The organism is Tistlia consotensis USBA 355, from assembly GCF_900177295.1.
Classification (GTDB): Bacteria; Pseudomonadota; Alphaproteobacteria; order Kiloniellales; family DSM-21159; genus Tistlia; species Tistlia consotensis.
The window spans coordinates 32,413-49,299 of record NZ_FWZX01000004.1 but is presented as its reverse complement, the minus strand read 5'-3'; the positions used below and the strand labels follow the sequence as shown (position 1 = coordinate 49,299).

Sequence of the window (16,887 nt, the reverse complement as noted above, 5' to 3'; positions counted from 1 at the left end):
GGCCTCCGCTATTCCTCCGGCGGCTGCAGCGTCTCGGGGATCGCCTTGCCGTGGTCCTCGTAGTAGCGCAGCGCGCCGGGGTGCAGCGGCACGCCGAGGCCGTCGAGGGCCGTGGCGAACTGGATCAGCCGGCCCTTCTGGTGGCCGGCGTCGAGCAGATGGCGGGTGTTCTCGTGCCAGAGCGAGGCCGTCACCTCGTAGATCAGCTGGGCATCGATCTCGGCCGAGCAGATCCACTGGGCGCCGACCGACAGCGTCGCGGTCGCGGCCACCCCGCGGTAGAGGCCCGCGCCGACGAAGGCGCGGGCGAAGAAGGGATAGTCCTTCAGCAGCTTCTCGACCGGCGGCCCCTCGATCGGCACCAGCGTGATGGTCATGTCGCGGGCCAGCGCCTCGATCGCGGCCGTCGGTGTGCCGGCGACGTAGAAGAAGGCGTCGAGCGTGCCGCGGCGCATCTGCTCGACCGCCTCGTTGGCGCCGATCATCCGGGCGTCCAGGTCCTTCGGGCTCAGGCCCCAGGCCTGCAGGATCAGCTTGGCGTCGATCTGCGTGCCCGAGCCCTCGCTGTCGATCGAGACGCGCTTGCCCTTGAGATCGGCAACGTTGCGCACCTTGGCGTCGGCCGCGGCGACCAGTTGCACCGACTCGGGATAGAGGTTGGCGATCGCCCTGAGGTTGGCGAGCGGCGGCTTGTCGGCGAAGGGCCCGGCGCCGTGGTAGGCCCAGAAGGCGACGTCGGCCTGGCTGAGCGCCGACTCCAGCCGGCCCTCGGAGACCGCCCGGACGTTGTAGACCGAGCCCTCGGTCGACTGCACGACGGCGATCAACCCGGGCACGCCGCAGCTGCCGCCGGAATCGCAGGGCCGGCTGCCCGGCGGGTGGCTGATCGCGGTGGCCAGCAGGCCGCCGATCGGGAAGTAGGTGCCGGCAGTCGAGCCGGTGCCGATGCGGAAGAAGGTCGGCGCCTCGTCGGCGACCGCCCGCCGCGCCAATCCGCCGGCCAGCCCGCCCGCCAGCAGGGGGGCCAGCGAGAGGCCGGAGAGGAACTGTCGGCGACGCATCGGATGGTCTTCCGGCGACTTCCGGGAGGGCGGGAGGGCCATACGTAGGCCCTTAGAAGACTATAGGCTCTGCTCTGCGCGATATAAAGGCGCCACCGTCGCAAATCGCCGCGATTTCTGTATCTTGGCGCCTCCGTGTCCAGGCCTTCGCATGGACCCGGTGTGGCGACGAAGGGAGGAGAGCGATGAACCTGGCCCGTCTGCTGGCCCGTACGGCGCAGGCCCGCGGCGACCGGCCGGCCCTGGCCCTCGGCGAGCGGGTGCTGACCGACTATGCCGGCCTGGCCGGCCGGGCGGCGCGTCTCGCCGGGGCGCTGCGCGGCCGCTGGGGCCTCGAGCCCGGCGAGCGGGTCGCGCTCGCCATGAAGAACCGGCCCGAATACCTCGAGGCGCTGTTCGGGCTCTGGTGGGCCGGGCTCGCCGCGGTGCCGATGAACGCCAAGCTGCACGGCCGCGAGTTCCGCTACATGCTGGAGCACTCCGGCGCCCGGCTCTGCTTCGCGAGCCCCGAGCAGGCGGCGGCGATCGCCGGCGAGAGCGCGGGCCTGGACCGGCTGGCCGAGCTGGTCGAGGTGCCGGGCCCGGCCTGGGACCGCCTGTTCGAGGCCGAGCCGCTGCCGCCCGCCGAGTCCGCCGAGACCGAGCTCGCCTGGCTGTTCTACACCAGCGGCACGACTGGCCGGCCCAAGGGCGCGATGCTGAGCCACCGCAACCTGCTGGCCATGACCGCCTGCTACTTCGCCGACGTCGATCCCGTGGCGCCGACGGATTCGATCCTGCACGCCGCGCCGCTGTCGCACGGCTCCGGCCTCTACGTGCTGCCGCATGTCGCGCAGGGCGCCCTGCAGGTCGTGCCGGAATCGGGCGGCTTCGACCCGGCCGAGGTCTTCGAGCTCTTCGCCGCGCACCGCGGCATCGGCTTCTTCTTCGCGCCGACCATGGTCAAGCGCCTGGTCGAGCATCCGGCCGCCGGCTCGGTCGACCCGGCCAACTTCAAGACCTGCGTCTACGGCGGCGGGCCGATGTACCTCGCCGACATCGAGCAGGCGCTCGAACTGTTCGGCCAGCGCTTCGTGCAGATCTACGGCCAGGGCGAGAGCCCGATGACCATCACCGCCCTGCCGCGCTGGGAGCACGGCCGGCGCGACGACCCGCGCTGGCGCGACCGCCTCGCCTCGGTCGGCCGCGCCCAGCTGCTGGTCGAGATGCGGGTCGCCGGCCCCGGCGGCGAGGGGAGCGCCGCCGCCCTGCCGCCGGGCGAGACCGGCGAGGTGCTGGCGCGCGGCCCTTCGGTGATGGCCGGCTACTGGCACGACCCGGAGGCGAGCGCGCGGGCCCTGGCCGGCGGCTGGCTGCACACCGGCGACCTCGGCAGCCTGGACGCCGACGGCTTCCTGACCCTGAAGGACCGCTCGAAGGACGTCATCATCTCGGGCGGCAGCAACATCTATCCCCGCGAGGTCGAGGAGGTGCTGCTGCGCCACGACGGCGTGCTGGAGTGCTCGGTCGTCGGCGGCGCCCACCCGGACTGGGGCGAGGAGGTCGTGGCCTTCGTGGTCGCGCGGCAGCCGGGCGCGGTCACGCCCGAGGCGCTCGACGCGCTCTGCCTCGCCGAGATCGCCCGCTTCAAGCGGCCGAAGCGCTACCGCTTCGTCGAGAGCCTGCCGAAGAACAACTACGGCAAGGTGCTGAAGACCGAGCTCCGGCAGCTGCTGGAGGACGTGCCGGACTGAGCCGTGCCCCGGGTCCCGCCGCCGGCTCCGGGCGCTGCGGCGACCTGCCCGCCGTGCGGGTCAGACCCTCTCTTGTGCGGCTGCCGGGATCGGCGTAAAGCTCCGGCCCGACCGTTCTACCGCACTGCAAGATGAGGGAGAGTAAGGCTCATGGCTCGCAACAAGATCGCCCTGGTCGGCGCCGGCAACATCGGCGGAACGCTCGCCCATCTGGCGGCCTTGAAGGAGCTCGGCGACGTCGTGCTGTTCGACATCGCCGAGGGCATTCCCCAGGGCAAGGCCCTCGACCTCGCCCAGAGCGGCCCGGTCGAGGGCTTCGACGCGAAGCTGAGCGGCGCCAACGACTACAGCGCGATCGCCGGGGCCGACGTGGTGATCGTCACCGCCGGCGTTGCGCGCAAGCCCGGCATGAGCCGTGACGACCTGCTCGGCATCAACATGAAGGTCATGGGCCAGGTCGGCGCCGGCATCAAGCAGCACTGCCCCGACGCCTTCGTGATCTGCATCACCAACCCGCTCGACGCCATGGTCTGGGTGCTGCGCGAGGCCTGCGGCCTGCCCCACGAGAAGGTCGTCGGCATGGCCGGCGTGCTCGACTCGGCGCGCTTCCGCCACTTCCTGGCCGAGGAGATGGGGGTCAGCGTCGAGGACGTCTCGGCCTTCGTGCTCGGCGGCCACGGCGACACCATGGTGCCGACGGTGCGCTACGCGACGGTCGCCGGCATCCCGCTGCCCGACCTCATCAAGATGGGCTGGATCAGCCAGGAGACGCTGGACCAGATCGTCCAGCGCACGCGCGACGGCGGCGCCGAGATCGTCGGCCTCCTGAAGACCGGCTCGGCCTTCTACGCCCCGGCCTCCTCGGCGATCGCCATGGCCGAGAGCTACCTCAAGGACAAGAAGCGCGTGCTGCCCTGCGCCGCCTGGCTGAAGGGCGAGTACGGCGTCGACGGCCTCTACGTCGGCGCGCCGGTGGTGATCGGCGCCAAGGGCGTCGAGCGCGTCGTCGAGCTGTCGCTCAACGCCGAGGAGCAGGCGATGTTCGACAAGTCGGTCGGCGCCGTGAAGGGCCTGGTCCAGGCCTGCAAGGACCTCGCCGCCAAGAGCGCGTAAGTCCGCGGCGGCGCGGCCTCCGCTCTCCGGCGTCGGGCGCCGCCCTGCGCGGTTGCACTGCAGCGTCGGGGTGCTAGAGTGCCGCCCGCCCGAGGGACGGGCGCCGCGCGGCCGCCGTTCGGGGTGGGCCGCTCGCGGCGTCCCGCCGCTTGACCGAGACGCTTCAACGAAACCGCAAGCGAGCGCGCCCGCATGAATATCCACGAATACCAGGCGAAGAGCCTGCTCAAGAAGTTCGGGGTCGCCGTCCCCGAGGGCTATGTCGCCTACACGCCGGAGGAGGCCGAGGAGGCTGCCGCCAAGCTCGGCGGCCCGGTCAGCGTGGTCAAGTCGCAGATCCACGCCGGCGGCCGCGGCGCCGGGCGCTTCAAGAGCGATCCCGACGGCAAGGGCGGCGTGCGCGTGGTCAAGGGCGGCCCGGCCGAGGTCAAGGCCGAGGCCGGCAGGATGCTGGGCGAGACGCTGGTCACCAAGCAGACCGGCCCGGCGGGCAAGGAAGTCAAGCGGCTCTACGTCGAGCAGGGCTGCGACATCGCCCGCGAGCTCTACCTCTCGATGCTGCTCGACCGCGCGACCGGCCGGATCACCATCGTCGCCTCGACCGAGGGCGGCATGGAGATCGAGGAGGTCGCCGCCGAGCACCCGGACCGGATCGTCCGCCAGGCGATCGACCCGGCGGTCGGCCTGATGCCCTTCCAGTGCCGCAAGATCGCCTTCGCGCTCGGCCTCGAGGGCAAGCAGATCGGCGCCGCCACCAAGTTCCTGTCGGCGATGTACAAGGCCTACACCGAGCTCGACGCCTCGCTGGTCGAGATCAACCCGCTGGTCGTCACCGGCGACGGCTCGGTGATCGCGCTCGACGCCAAGATGGGCTTCGACGACAACGCCCTGTTCCGCCACGCCGACATCGCCGAGATGCGCGACGAGGACGAGGAGGACCCGACCGAGCTCGAGGCCTCGCGCCACGAGCTCAACTACATCAAGCTCGACGGCAGCATCGGCTGCATGGTCAACGGCGCCGGCCTGGCCATGGCGACGATGGACATCATCAAGCTCTACGGCGGCTCGCCGGCCAATTTCCTCGACGTCGGCGGCGGGGCGACCAAGGAGCGCGTCACCGCGGCCTTCAAGATCATCCTCTCCGACCCCAATGTAGAGGGCATCCTGGTCAACATCTTCGGGGGCATCATGCGCTGCGACATCATCGCGGAGGGCGTCGTCGCGGCGGCCCGCGAGGTCAGCCTGCACGTGCCGCTGGTGGTGCGCCTGGAGGGCACCAACGTCGAGCGGGGCAAGGAGATCCTCAACGAGAGCGGCCTCGCCATCGTCTCGGCGGACAACCTGGCCGACGCAGCGGAAAAGGTCGTCAAGGCCGTGAAGGAGGCGCAGTAATGGCCGTCCTGGTCGACAAGAACACCAAGGTCATCTGCCAGGGCTTCACCGGCGCGCAGGGCACCTTCCATTCCGAGCAGGCGATCGCCTACGGCACCCGCATGGTCGGCGGCGTGACCCCCGGCAAGGGCGGCACGACGCACCTCGACCTGCCGGTCTTCAACACCGTCGCCGACGCGGTCGCCGAGACCGGCGCCGACGCCAGCGCGATCTACGTGCCGCCGCCCTTCGCGGCCGACGCGATCCTCGAGGCGATCGACGCCGGCATCCGCCTGGCGGTCTGCATCACCGAGGGCATCCCGGTGCTCGACATGGTCAAGGTCAAGCGCGCCCTGCAGGGCTCGGGCACGCGCCTGATCGGACCGAACTGCCCGGGCGTGATCACCCCGGACGAGTGCAAGATCGGCATCATGCCGGGCCACATCCACCGCCGCGGCAAGATCGGCATCGTCAGCCGCTCTGGCACGCTGACCTACGAGGCGGTCGCCCAGACCACGGCGGCCGGCCTCGGCCAGTCGACCTGCATCGGCATCGGCGGCGACCCGGTCAACGGCACGAACTTCGTCGAGAGCATCAAGATGTTCCTCGACGACGAGGAGACCGAGGGCATCATCATGATCGGCGAGATCGGCGGCGACGCCGAGATCATGGGTGCCGAGTACTACAAGGCTGCCGGCTCGCCGAAGCCGGTCGCCGGCTTCATCGCCGGCCGCACGGCCCCTCCGGGCCGCCGCATGGGCCATGCCGGCGCGGTGATCTCGGGCGGCAAGGACACCGCCGACCACAAGATCGCGGCGCTGCAGGCGGCCGGCATCTTCGTAGCGGACTCGCCGGCCAGCCTCGGCAGCACCATGCTCAAGGCAATGAGCGAGTTCAAAGGCTAGCGCAAAGGAAAGGGCGGCCCCGGCCGCCGTCGGCCGGGCCCGTGCGACGGACATGGCGAACGATATGGCTCAGCCGATCCTGATCGGCCCGAACGCGGAGCAACTGGTCGCAACCTACGCCCGCTACCTGGGCGATCCGGGGTCGGTGGGCCAGGACTGGAAGGCCCTCTTCGACGACCTGGCCGACGACGCCCGCAGCGTCCTCGAGCGGGCCGTCGAGCGGCCGGCCGGCGCCGGCAACGGCGCCGCCGTGCCGATCGGCGGGCCGTTCCCGGCGGGCGAGGGCGGCGTGCGCGCTGCGACGGTCGATTCGATCCGCGCGCTGATGCTGATCCGCGCCTATCGGGTGCGCGGCCACCTGGAGGCCAATCTCGACCCGCTCGGCCTGGCGCCGAGGGCCCGGCACCCGGAGCTCGATCCGGCCAGCTACGGCTTCACCGAGGCCGACTGGGACCGGCCGATCTTCATCGACAACGTGCTCGGCTTCGAGACCGCGACGCTGCGCCAGATCATGGAGGCGCTGCGCCAGATCTACTGCGGCTCGATCGGCGTCGAGTTCATGCACATCCAGGATCCGGACCAGAAGCGCTGGATCCAGCAGCGCATCGAGAACCGCGAGCTGAACCGCACCGACTTCACGGTGCCGGGCAAGCGCGCGATCCTGGAGCGCCTGGCCGCGGCCGAGACCTTCGAGCGCTTCCTCGACAAGAAGTACACCGGCACCAAGCGCTTCGGCCTCGACGGCGGCGAGGCGATGATTCCGGCCCTGGAACAGATCCTCAAGCGCGGCGGGCAGCTCGGCCTCAGGGAGGTCGTGATCGGCATGCCGCACCGCGGTCGCCTGAACGTGCTCGCCAACTTCATGGGCAAGCCCTTCACCGCGATCTTCAAGGAGTTCAAGGGCGGTGCCACCAGCCCCGAGGACGTCGGCGGCTCGGGCGACGTCAAGTACCACCTCGGCACCTCGGCCGACCGCGAGTTCGACGGCAATCCCGTCCACCTGTCGCTGACCGCCAACCCCTCGCACCTCGAGGCGGTCGACCCGGTGGTGGTCGGCAAGGTGCGCGCCAAGCAGGCGCAGCGCCAGGACAAGGACCGCACCGAGGTCATGGCGCTGCTGATGCACGGCGATGCCGCCTTCTCCGGCCAGGGCCTGGTGCCGGAGACGCTCGACCTCTCGGAGCTCAAGGGCTACCGGATCGGCGGCACGATCCACTTCATCGTCAACAACCAGATCGGCTTCACCACCAACCCGGTGAACTCGCGCTCCGGGCCCTACTGCTCGGAGCCGGCGAAGGTCATCCAGGCGCCGGTGTTCCACGTCAACGGCGACGACGCCGAGGCCGTCGTCCATGTCGCGCGCATCGCCACGGAGTTCCGCCAGACCTTCAAGAAGGACGTGGTGATCGACATGTTCTGCTACCGGCGCTTCGGCCACAACGAGGGCGACGAGCCGGCCTTCACGCAGCCGCTGATGTACTCGACGATCCGCAACCACCCGACGACCCGCGAGATCTACGCCGGCAAGCTGGTCGCCGAGGGCGTGGTCAGCGACAACGAGGCGGGCAAGCTGGTCGAGGAGTGGTACGAGCGGCTGGAGCGCGACTTCGAGGCGGCCAGCTCCTACAAGTCCAACAAGGCCGACTGGCTGGAGGGCGCCTGGGCCGGCCTGTCGCCGGTCAAGGGCTACGACGCCCGGCGCGGCCACACCGCGGTCAAGGAGGACGACCTGAAGAAGGTCGGCTTCAAGCTCTGCGAGGTGCCCGCGGGCTTCAACGTCAACCGCAAGATCGCCCGCCAGCTCGAGGCGAAGCGCAAGGCCATCGAGTCGGGCGAGGGCATCGACTGGTCGACGGCCGAGGCGCTGGCCTTCGGCACGCTGGCGCTCGAGGGCTACCCGGTGCGCATGTCCGGCCAGGACTCGAACCGCGGCACCTTCTCCCAGCGCCATGCCGCGCTGATCGACCAGGAGACCGAGGAGGCCTACAAGCCGCTGCAGAACCTGGCGCCCGACCAGGCACCGGTCGAGATCGTCGACAGCCCGCTCAGCGAGCTCGCCGTGCTCGGCTTCGAGTACGGCTATTCGCTGGCCGAGCCGCGGGCACTGGTCGTCTGGGAGGCGCAGTTCGGCGACTTCGCCAACGGCGCCCAGACGATCATCGACCAGTTCATCGCCTCGGGCGAGGCCAAGTGGCTGCGCATGACCGGCCTGGTCATGCTGCTGCCCCACGGCTACGAGGGCCAGGGCCCCGAGCACTCCTCGGCGCGGATCGAGCGCTTCCTGCAGCTCTGCGCCCAGGACAACCTGCAGGTCGTCAACTGCACGACCCCGGCCAACTACTTCCATGCGCTGCGCCGCCAGGTGCACCGCGACTTCCGCAAGCCGCTGGTCGTGTTCACGCCGAAGTCGCTGCTGCGCCACAAGCGCTGCATCTCCAGCCTGGCCGAGATGGGCGGCGACAGCTCGTTCCACCGGGTGATCACCGAGGACGCCTCGGCCGCCGCGATCAGGAAGGCGAAGCAGCTCGTGCTGTGCAGCGGCAAGGTCTACTACGACCTGCTGGAGGCGCGCGAGGAGAAGGGCATCGAGGACATCCACCTGATGCGCCTGGAGCAGCTCTACCCCTTCCCCAGCGACACCCTGCTGAGCGAGCTGGCCAAGTACGCCCACTGCGAGCTGGTCTGGTGCCAGGAGGAGCCCCGCAACATGGGCGCCTGGTCGCTGATCAGCGAGTTCCTCGAGGAGATCGCCGAGGAGGCGGGGGTCCACAACCCGCGGCCGCGCTACGCCGGACGCTCGGCCGCCGCCTCGCCGGCGACCGGCCTGTTCCAGCGTCATCTGGACGAGCAGGCGAAGCTGGTCGAGGAGGCGCTGACCGTCGGCCTGCCGCGCTATGGCCGGATCGGCTACCGCAAGGCGGCGATGAACGGCAAGACCGCCTCGAGCGACGTCGCGACCCCGGTCGCCGCTGCCAAGGCGGCGCCGGCGTCGGCGGCCCCGGTCGAGGTTCCGGCCAAGGCCAAGGCGAAGACCCCCGCCAAGGCCGGATCGAAGCCGGCGGGCAAGAAGGCGTCCGGGGCCGCGAGCGGCCGCGGCAGCAGGAAGCAGGCCGCCGAGTAGGCGGTGCCGGCCGCAGTCCCGGCGGCCGGGGACTAGGGAACGAGAAGGCGGAGCATGGCAGCGGAGATCAAGGTCCCCACGCTGGGCGAATCGGTGACCGAGGCGGTCGTCGCCAAGTGGCTCAAGGCTGAAGGCGAGAGCGTCGCCCTCGACGAGGCGCTGGTCGAGCTGGAGACCGACAAGGTCACGCTGGAGGTCAACGCGCCCGAGGCCGGCACCCTGACCGAGATCGCCGCCCAGGAGGGCGAGAGCGTCGAGGTCGGCGCCCTGCTCGGCCGCATCGGGGCCGGCGACGGCAAGGCCGCGGCCAGGCCGGCGCCTGCCGCCGCGGCTCCGGCGCCCGCGCCGACCGCCGCCGCCCCTGCGCCCGCCGCTGCTCCTGCACCCGCCGCGGCTCCGGCGGCTGCCGGCGGCGGCAAGCTCCACGAGATCAAGGTGCCGACCCTCGGCGAGTCGGTGACCGAGGCGGTGATCGCCAAGTGGCTGAAGCGGCCGGGCGAGGCGGTCGCCGCCGACGAGGCGATCCTCGAGCTGGAGACCGACAAGGTCAGCCTCGAGGTCAACGCCCCGGTCGCCGGCACCCTGGCCGAGACCCTGGCCGAGGAGGGCGCGACCGTCGAGGTCGGCGCCCTGCTGGCGCGCGTCGCCGAGGGTGGCGGCGCGGCCGCTCCCGCCGCGGCGCCCGCCCCCGCGTCGGCGCCTGCTCCGGCCCCCCCCGCACCCGCCACTCCTGCGGCGGCCACTCCCGCACCGGCCGCCGCGACGCTCGATCCCGGCAGCGCTAGGCGCACCGACGGCAAGGTGACGGCCGGCGACCTCGCCGCCTTCCTGGCCCAGGGTGCGCCGAGCTCGGCCATGACCCTCTCGCCGGCCGTCGCGCGCCTCGTCGAGCAGAACGGCCTCGACCCCTACCGGATCCCGGCGACGGGGCCGCAGGGCCGCCTGACCAAGGAGGACGTCGAGGCCGTGGTCGAGGGCCGCGTCGCCCTGAAGCCGAAGCCGACGGTCGCCGGCGCGCCCGCCGCCGCGCCCTCCGCTCCGGCCGCAGTGCCCGCCCCGGCCCCGGCCGGCGCCGCGCCGCGCGAGCGCCGCGAGCGCATGTCGAAGCTGCGCCAGACGATCGCGCGCCGGCTCAAGGAGTCGCAGAACAACGCGGCGATGCTGACGACCTTCAACGAGGCCGACATGTCCGCGGTGATGGACCTCCGGGCCCGCTACAAGGACGGCTTCGAGAAGAAGCACGGCGTCAAGCTCGGCTTCACCGCCTTCTTCGCCAAGGCCTGCGTCAAGGCGCTGAAGGAGGTGCCAGCGGTCAACGCCCGCATCGACGGCACCGAGATCGTCTACAACGAGTTCTACGACATCGGCATGGCGGTCTCGGCGCCCCAGGGCCTGATGGTGCCGGTGATCCGCGACTGCGACGGCAAGTCCTTCGCCGAGATCGAGAAGGCGCTCGGCGATCTCGCCGGCCGCGCCCGCGACGGCAAGCTGGCGATCGACGAGATGCAGGGCGGCAGCTTCACCATCACCAACGGCGGCGTGTTCGGCTCGCTGGTCTCGACGCCGATCCTCAACGCGCCGCAGTCGGGCATTCTCGGCCTGCACAAGATCCAGGACCGGCCGGTCGCGATCGGCGGCAAGGTCGAGATCCGGCCGATGATGTACCTGGCCCTGTCCTACGACCACCGCATCGTCGACGGCCGCGAGGCCGTGACCTTCCTGGTCAAGGTCAAGGAAGCCATCGAGGACCCCGAGCGCCTGCTGCTCGACCTCTAGCCTTTTTCTCCCTCTCTGCCCCTCCGGGGCGGAGAGGGCCGGGGAGAGGTGGGGCGATCCCGCGGAGACCGGTCCGCCTGCCTCCACTGCCGTCCCCTACCTCTCCCATCCCCTCTCCGCCCCCAGGGGCAGAAAGGGGATGGGCACCTCGCCTTGTTAGCCTCCGGGCTTTCCGGCAAGGTGCCCTGCGCCTTTCGGACGATGCCAAGACGGAGCGAAGCGACATGGCCGAGCAGGCTTACGACCTCATCGTGATCGGTGCCGGGCCCGGCGGCTACGTCTGCGCGATCCGCGCGGCGCAGCTCGGCCTCAAGGTCGCCTGCGTCGAGAAGCGCGCGACGCTCGGCGGCACCTGCCTCAACGTCGGCTGCATCCCCTCCAAGGCGCTGCTGCAGGCCAGCGAGAAGTTCGAGGAGGCGGCGCACGCCCTGGGCGCCTTCGGGGTCAAGGTCGGCAAGCTCGAGCTCGACCTCCCGACCATGCTCGGCCACAAGGACAAGGTCGTCGAGGCCAACGTCAAGGGCGTCGAGTTCCTGTTCAAGAAGAACAAGGTCGACTGGCTGAAGGGCAGCGGCCGGATCACGGCGCCGGGCACCGTCGAGGTCGCCAGCGATCAGGGCGGCACGGCCTACCAGGCGAAGAGCATCGTCATCGCGACCGGCTCGACCCATGTCGACCTGCCGGGGGTGACGGTCGACGAGAAGCAGATCGTCTCCTCGACCGGGGCGCTGAGCTTCGCCAAGGTGCCGAAGCACCTGGTCGTGGTCGGCGGCGGCTACATCGGCCTGGAGATGGGCTCGGTCTGGCAGCGGCTCGGCGCCAAGGTCACCGTCGTCGAGTTCCTCGACCGCCTGGTGCCGACCATGGACGGCGAGGTCGGCAAGCAGTTCCAACGCATCCTCGGCCGCCAGGGCATGACCTTCAAGCTCTCGACCAAGGTGACCGGCGCCAAGACCTCGAAGAGCGGCGTCAAGCTGACCGTCGAGCCCGCCGCCAAGGATTCCAAGGGGGGCGGCGAGGCCGAGACGATCGACTGCGACGCCGTGCTGGTCGCGATCGGCCGCAAGCCCTACCTCGAGGGCCTCGGGCTGGAGGCCGCCGGCGTCGCGCTCGACGAGCGCGGCCGGGTCAAGGTCGACGGCCACTTCGCGACCAACGTCCCGGGGATCTACGCGATCGGCGATGCGATCCCCGGTCCGATGCTGGCCCACAAGGCCGAGGAGGAGGGCGTCGCCCTCGCCGAGCACCTGGCCGGCCAGGGCGGCCACGTCAACTACGAGACCGTCCCCGGGATCGTCTACACCTGGCCCGAGGTCGCCAGCGTCGGCCGGACCGAGGAGGAGCTGAAGCAGGCCGGCATCGAGTACCGGGTCGGCAAGTTCCCCTTCATGGCCAACGGCCGGGCGCGCGCCATGAACGCGACCGACGGCTTCGTGAAGATCCTGGCCGACAAGGCAAGCGACCGGATTCTCGGCGCCCACATCCTGGGCCCCGACGCCGGCCACCTGATCCACGAGGTCGTGGTCGCCATGGAGTTCGGCGGCTCGGCCGAGGACCTCGGCCGCTCGTTCCACGGCCACCCGACCCTCAACGAGGCGGTCAAGGAGGCGGCGCTGGCCGTCGAGGGCCGGCCGATCCACATCTAGGCCGGGCCGGTCAGCGGCATCGCGCCGCTGGCATCCGCGGCCCGGCGCGGATATATCCCCGCCATGTCCGCCGTCACCCTGTCCCGCTCCGCCCGGACCAGCCGCGCGGCGCCACGCGCCGTCGCGGCCTGGCTGCTGATCTGCTGCGCCATGATCTTCGCCATGGCGGTGATCGGCGCGATCACGCGCCTCACCGAGTCCGGCCTCTCGATCATGGAATGGGATCCGATCACCGGCGCGATCCCGCCGCTCAGCCACGCCGAGTGGGAGCGCCTCTTCGGGCTCTACCAGGAGACCGGCGAGTACAGGAGCCTGCCCGGCGGCATGACCCTGGGCGGCTTCCAGCAGATCTTCTGGTGGGAGTGGATCCACCGGCTCTGGGGCCGGACGATCGGGCTCGTCTACCTGCTGCCCTTCCTCTGGTTCCTGTGGCGCCGCAAGGTGCCGGCGGGCTTCGCCGCGCCGCTCTGGATCGGCTTCGGGCTCGGCGCCCTGCAGGGCTTCATGGGCTGGTTCATGGTCGAGAGCGGCTTCTCGGCGCGCACCGACGTCAGCCAGTACCGGCTGGTCATGCACCTCGGCCTCGCCCTGCTGATCTACAGCTACCTGCTGTGGATCGCGCTCTCGCTGCTGCGCGGCGTCACGCCCCCAGCGCCCCGCGCGCCCAGGCGCAGCCTGCCGATCTTCCTGGCACTGCTGGTGCTGACCCTGGCGGCCGGCGGCTTCGTCGCCGGCACCGATGCCGGCCTGACCTACAACACCTTCCCGCTGATGGACGGCCGGCTGGTGCCGAGCGGCTACGCGGCGCTCAGCCCCTGGTGGCTGAACTGGTTCGAGACCATCGCGGCGGTGCAGTTCGACCATCGCCTGCTGGCGACCCTGACCCTGCTCGGCGCGCTGGCCCTGGCCTGGCGAAGCTGGGCGCGTGCCGGCGGCACGCCGCTCGCCCGCGGCCTGGCGCTGGTCGCCGCCGCGGCGCTGCTGCAGTACTGCCTCGGCGTCGCGACCCTGCTCGCCGCGGTGCCGGTGCCGCTCGGCGCGCTGCACCAGGCCGGGGCGATCCTGCTGCTGACCGCCACGGTCGACGCCCTGCACCGGCGCTTCGCCCGGCCGCGCGCCTCGGCGGGGACGGCGCCGGGCATGGCAGGGGTCGCGCGCTGACGGCTTGACGGGACCGGGGACGGCGGGGAGGCTGGCGGCCCTTCCAAGCGCCGCGAGCCCGCCATGACGCCGATCCTCTACCTGACCCGCATCCTCTTCGACTTCGGTGCCCTGAAGGTCCTGGCCGAGGAGCTGGCGGCGCTCGGCGTGACGCGCCCGCTGCTGGTCACCGACAGGGGCATCGTCGCCGCCGGCCTCGTCGAGCGGCTGCGTGCCGTGCTGCCGGACAGCATGCCGGTGACCCTCTTCGACGGCACGCCGGAAAACCCGACGGAAACCGCGGTCGAGGCGGCCGTTGCCGCCTACCAGGGGGCCGGCTGCGACGGCCTGGTCGCGCTCGGCGGCGGCAGCTCGATCGACCTCGCCAAGGGCGTCGCCCTGCTGGCGACCCATCCCGGGCCGCTGGAGCAGTACGCCGCGATCCTCGGCGGCGTGCCGAAGATCACCGACCGGGTGGCGCCCCTGGTCGCGATCCCGACCACCGCCGGCACCGGCAGCGAGGTCGGCCGCGCCGCCCTGATCACCCTGACCGACGGCCGCAAGCTCGGCTTCCTGGCGCCGCACATGATCCCCAGGGTCGCGCTCTGCGATCCCGAGCTGACCCTCGGCCTGCCGCCGCGGCTCACCGCCGCGACCGGCATGGATGCGATCACCCACTGCATCGAGACCTACCTGAGCCCGCGCGACAACCCGCCGGCCGAGGCGATCGCCCTTGACGGCCTGGCGCGCGGCTGGGGCGCGATCCGCCGGGCCGTCGCCGACGGCGCGGATCGCCAAGCGCGGCGCGAGATGCTGCTGGCCTCGCTGATGGGCGGCATGACCTTCCAGAAGGGCCTCGGCGCGGTCCACGCCATGTCGCACCCGCTCGGCGGCCTCGAGAGCCCGCGCCTGCACCACGGCACGCTCAACGCCGTGATCCTGCCGGCCGTGCTGCGCTTCAACGCCGGCCACGTCGGCAGCAAGTATGCGCGCCTCGCCCGGGCGATTGGCCTGCCCGAGGGGGCCGACCTCGCCGAGGCGGTCGAGGCGCTCAACGTAGACCTCGGCCTGCCGGCCAGCCTGAAGGCCATGGGCGTGCCCGCCGGGGTGCTGCCGAAGATGGTCGAGGGCGCGCTCGCCGACCACTCCAACGCCAGCAACCCGCGCCCGGCGACCAGGGCCGACTACGAGGCCCTGTTCGCCGCCGCCTACGGCTGAACCACCCAGGGAGAGACCCAGCATGCACCTGATCGGCCGCGACCTATCCCCCTTCGTGCGGCGCAGCGCCGTCAGCCTCGAGCTGCTCGGCTTCGACTTCGAGCGCCGTCCGCTGGCGACCGGGCCGGACCTGGAGGCGATCAAGCAGGTCAACCCGCTCGGCCGCGTGCCGGCGCTGGTGCTCGACGACGGCGCGGTGATCCTCGACTCGGCGGCGATCCTCGACTGGGCCGACCAGGAGGCCGGCCCGGAGCGCGCGCTGATCCCGCCGTCGGGGCCGGAGCGCCGGCAGGTGCTGCACAGCGTCTGCCTCGCCGTCGGCGCCGCCGAGAAGGCGGTGGGCTCGGCCTACGAGCGCAACCTCAAGGCCGAGGGCAAGACCGACCCGGCCTGGGTCGAGCGCCTTGAGGGCCAGGCAGCCGGCGGCCTCGCCGCCCTGGAGCAGGCGCTCGGCGAGGCAGAGTGGTTCCACGGCCGCCCGACCCAGGCCGACATCACCGCCGCGATCGTCTACGACTTCATGGGCGTGATGACGCCGGGCATCGTGCCGGAGGGCCGCTACCCTCGGCTCGCCGCCCTGACCGAGCGGCTGAACGAGACGCCGGCCTTTCGCTCGACCAGCCTCGACCCCTTCCGCAAGAAGTAGGACCCATGGAGATCGCTTGCGATTTCGACGGCGGCAACATCGAGCTCGTTGCCGTCGAGGACCGCGAGGGCGGTCGCAGGGCCCGCCTGCGCATCCGGCCGGACGGCAAGGCCGCCTTCCACCAGTGGTTCTTCTTCAAGGTCATGGGCGAGCCCGGCGCAGGCTGGTCCTTCGAGATCGAGAACGCCGGCTCGAGCAGCTATCCCCGGGGCTGGGACGGCTACGACGTCGTCGCCTCGACCGCCGGCCCGGCCGGGCCGGCCGAGGCCTGGGTCCGGGTGCCGAGCCGCTACGCCGAGGGCCGGCTGTCGTGGTCCTTCGCCGCGGCCGGCGGCGAGGCCTGGTTCGCCTACTTCGCGCCCTACTCCCTGGCGCGCAACCGCGCCCTGGTCGCGCGCGCGGCCGAGAGCCCGCTGGTCCGCCATGAGGTCCTTGGCCAGACGCTGGAGGGCCGGCCGATCGACCTGCTGAGTGCCGGCGGCGGCGCCCAGCCGGTCTGGGTGATCGCCCGCCAGCATCCGGGCGAGACCATGGCCTCCTGGTGCGTCGAGGGCCTGCTCGACCGCCTGCTCGATCCCGAGGACGCCGTGGCGCGCGCCCTGCTCAAGCAGGCGACCCTTCACGTCGTGCCGTTGATGAACCCCGACGGCGCCGCCGCCGGCCACATCCGCACCAACGCCGGCGGCGTCGACCTCAACCGGGCCTGGTGCAACGCCACCCCCGAGGCCAGCCCCGAGGTCTTCTTCGTGCGCGAGCGCATGGCCGCGACCGGGGTCTCGATCTTCCTCGATATCCACGGCGACGAGGGCCTGCCCTACGTCTTCCTCGTCGACGCCGACAACGTGCCCTCGGTGACCCCCGGGATGGTCGAGCGGCGCAGGACCTTCGCGGCCGTGCTGGAACGGGCCGACCCGGACTTCCAGACCGTCCACGGCTATCCGCCGAGCCCGACCGCCAACCTCGACATCGGCTCCAAGTACGTCGCCGAGACCTTCCAGTGCCTCTCGATGACCCTGGAGCAGCCCTTCAAGGATGCCGCCAACCTGCCGCTGCCGGCCGTCGGCTGGTCGCCCGGCCGCTGCCGCCGCCTCGGCGCGGCCTGCCTGACGGCCATGCTGGCGGCGCTCTAGAAACACCTCTCCGACGAACAAGGACGC

The 16,887-nt window shown here is 71.6% G+C and carries 11 protein-coding genes and 1 pseudogene; 11 read left to right on the top strand and 1 reads right to left on the bottom strand.

Annotation, left to right across the window (positions count from 1 at the left end; all coding sequences use genetic code 11):
• Positions 1-8: 8 nt before the first annotated feature.
• The gene (locus B9O00_RS07005; RefSeq protein ID WP_085121754.1) at positions 9-1,061 is read right to left on the bottom strand and encodes a TAXI family TRAP transporter solute-binding subunit; all 1,053 of its coding nucleotides are present in this window, start codon (positions 1,059-1,061) and stop codon (positions 9-11) included.
• 185 nt (positions 1,062-1,246) lie between these two features.
• On the opposite strand from B9O00_RS07005, the gene B9O00_RS07000 reads away from it, so the two are divergent.
• The 11 genes and pseudogenes from B9O00_RS07000 (at position 1,247) to B9O00_RS06950 (ending at position 16,860) form a co-directional block, all read left to right on the top strand.
• Positions 1,247-2,794 carry an AMP-binding protein gene (locus tag B9O00_RS07000; RefSeq protein WP_085121753.1) on the top strand — a complete coding sequence of 516 codons (1,548 nt, stop codon included), beginning with the start codon at positions 1,247-1,249 and terminating at the stop codon, positions 2,792-2,794.
• A 150-nt stretch (positions 2,795-2,944) separates the two neighbouring features.
• Complete coding sequence (gene mdh / locus B9O00_RS06995; protein WP_085121752.1) at positions 2,945-3,907, top strand: malate dehydrogenase; 963 nt, start codon at positions 2,945-2,947, stop codon at positions 3,905-3,907.
• Between the two features lie 186 nt (positions 3,908-4,093).
• Positions 4,094-5,299 (top strand): annotated as a pseudogene (gene sucC, locus B9O00_RS06990) (ADP-forming succinate--CoA ligase subunit beta); the annotation flags it as partial.
• Positions 5,299-6,183 (top strand): succinate--CoA ligase subunit alpha, encoded by an 885-nt coding sequence (gene sucD / locus B9O00_RS06985; protein ID WP_085121750.1) that lies wholly within the window; start codon positions 5,299-5,301, stop codon positions 6,181-6,183. The pseudogene sucC and the gene sucD, both read left to right, overlap by 1 nt.
• Positions 6,184-6,247: 64 nt before the next feature.
• Positions 6,248-9,304: a 2-oxoglutarate dehydrogenase E1 component gene (locus B9O00_RS06980; protein WP_235017057.1), complete on the top strand. Its 3,057-nt coding sequence runs from the start codon at positions 6,248-6,250 to the stop codon at positions 9,302-9,304.
• Between the two features lie 54 nt (positions 9,305-9,358).
• Positions 9,359-11,080, top strand: coding sequence for a 2-oxoglutarate dehydrogenase complex dihydrolipoyllysine-residue succinyltransferase (gene odhB, locus B9O00_RS06975; protein WP_085121748.1), 1,722 nt, complete (start codon positions 9,359-9,361; stop codon positions 11,078-11,080).
• A 224-nt stretch (positions 11,081-11,304) separates the two neighbouring features.
• Complete coding sequence (gene lpdA / locus B9O00_RS06970) at positions 11,305-12,726, top strand: dihydrolipoyl dehydrogenase (RefSeq protein WP_085121747.1); 1,422 nt, start codon at positions 11,305-11,307, stop codon at positions 12,724-12,726.
• Between the two features lie 63 nt (positions 12,727-12,789).
• Positions 12,790-13,887 (top strand): COX15/CtaA family protein, encoded by a 1,098-nt coding sequence (locus tag B9O00_RS06965; RefSeq protein ID WP_085121746.1) that lies wholly within the window; start codon positions 12,790-12,792, stop codon positions 13,885-13,887.
• 63 nt (positions 13,888-13,950) lie between these two features.
• Complete coding sequence (gbd, locus tag B9O00_RS06960) at positions 13,951-15,084, top strand: 4-hydroxybutyrate dehydrogenase (RefSeq protein ID WP_085121745.1); 1,134 nt, start codon at positions 13,951-13,953, stop codon at positions 15,082-15,084.
• A gap of 22 nt (positions 15,085-15,106) precedes the next feature.
• Positions 15,107-15,730 (top strand): glutathione S-transferase family protein, encoded by a 624-nt coding sequence (locus B9O00_RS06955; protein WP_085121744.1) that lies wholly within the window; start codon positions 15,107-15,109, stop codon positions 15,728-15,730.
• A 5-nt stretch (positions 15,731-15,735) separates the two neighbouring features.
• Positions 15,736-16,860: a M14 family metallopeptidase gene (locus B9O00_RS06950; protein ID WP_085121743.1), complete on the top strand. Its 1,125-nt coding sequence runs from the start codon at positions 15,736-15,738 to the stop codon at positions 16,858-16,860.
• Positions 16,861-16,887 lie beyond the last annotated feature (27 nt).

Excerpts from the sequence above, each read along its gene's own strand:
- B9O00_RS07005 (WP_085121754.1), bottom strand. The coding sequence starts at position 1,061 with ATGCGTCGCCGACAGTTCCTCTCCGGCCTCTCGCTGGCCCCCCTGCTG.
- B9O00_RS07000 (WP_085121753.1), top strand. The coding sequence starts at position 1,247 with ATGAACCTGGCCCGTCTGCTGGCCCGTACGGCGCAGGCCCGCGGCGAC.
- mdh (WP_085121752.1), top strand. The coding sequence starts at position 2,945 with ATGGCTCGCAACAAGATCGCCCTGGTCGGCGCCGGCAACATCGGCGGA.
- sucD (WP_085121750.1), top strand. The coding sequence starts at position 5,299 with ATGGCCGTCCTGGTCGACAAGAACACCAAGGTCATCTGCCAGGGCTTC.
- B9O00_RS06980 (WP_235017057.1), top strand. The coding sequence starts at position 6,248 with ATGGCTCAGCCGATCCTGATCGGCCCGAACGCGGAGCAACTGGTCGCA.
- odhB (WP_085121748.1), top strand. The coding sequence starts at position 9,359 with ATGGCAGCGGAGATCAAGGTCCCCACGCTGGGCGAATCGGTGACCGAG.
- lpdA (WP_085121747.1), top strand. The coding sequence starts at position 11,305 with ATGGCCGAGCAGGCTTACGACCTCATCGTGATCGGTGCCGGGCCCGGC.
- B9O00_RS06965 (WP_085121746.1), top strand. The coding sequence starts at position 12,790 with ATGTCCGCCGTCACCCTGTCCCGCTCCGCCCGGACCAGCCGCGCGGCG.
- gbd (WP_085121745.1), top strand. The coding sequence starts at position 13,951 with ATGACGCCGATCCTCTACCTGACCCGCATCCTCTTCGACTTCGGTGCC.
- B9O00_RS06955 (WP_085121744.1), top strand. The coding sequence starts at position 15,107 with ATGCACCTGATCGGCCGCGACCTATCCCCCTTCGTGCGGCGCAGCGCC.
- B9O00_RS06950 (WP_085121743.1), top strand. The coding sequence starts at position 15,736 with ATGGAGATCGCTTGCGATTTCGACGGCGGCAACATCGAGCTCGTTGCC.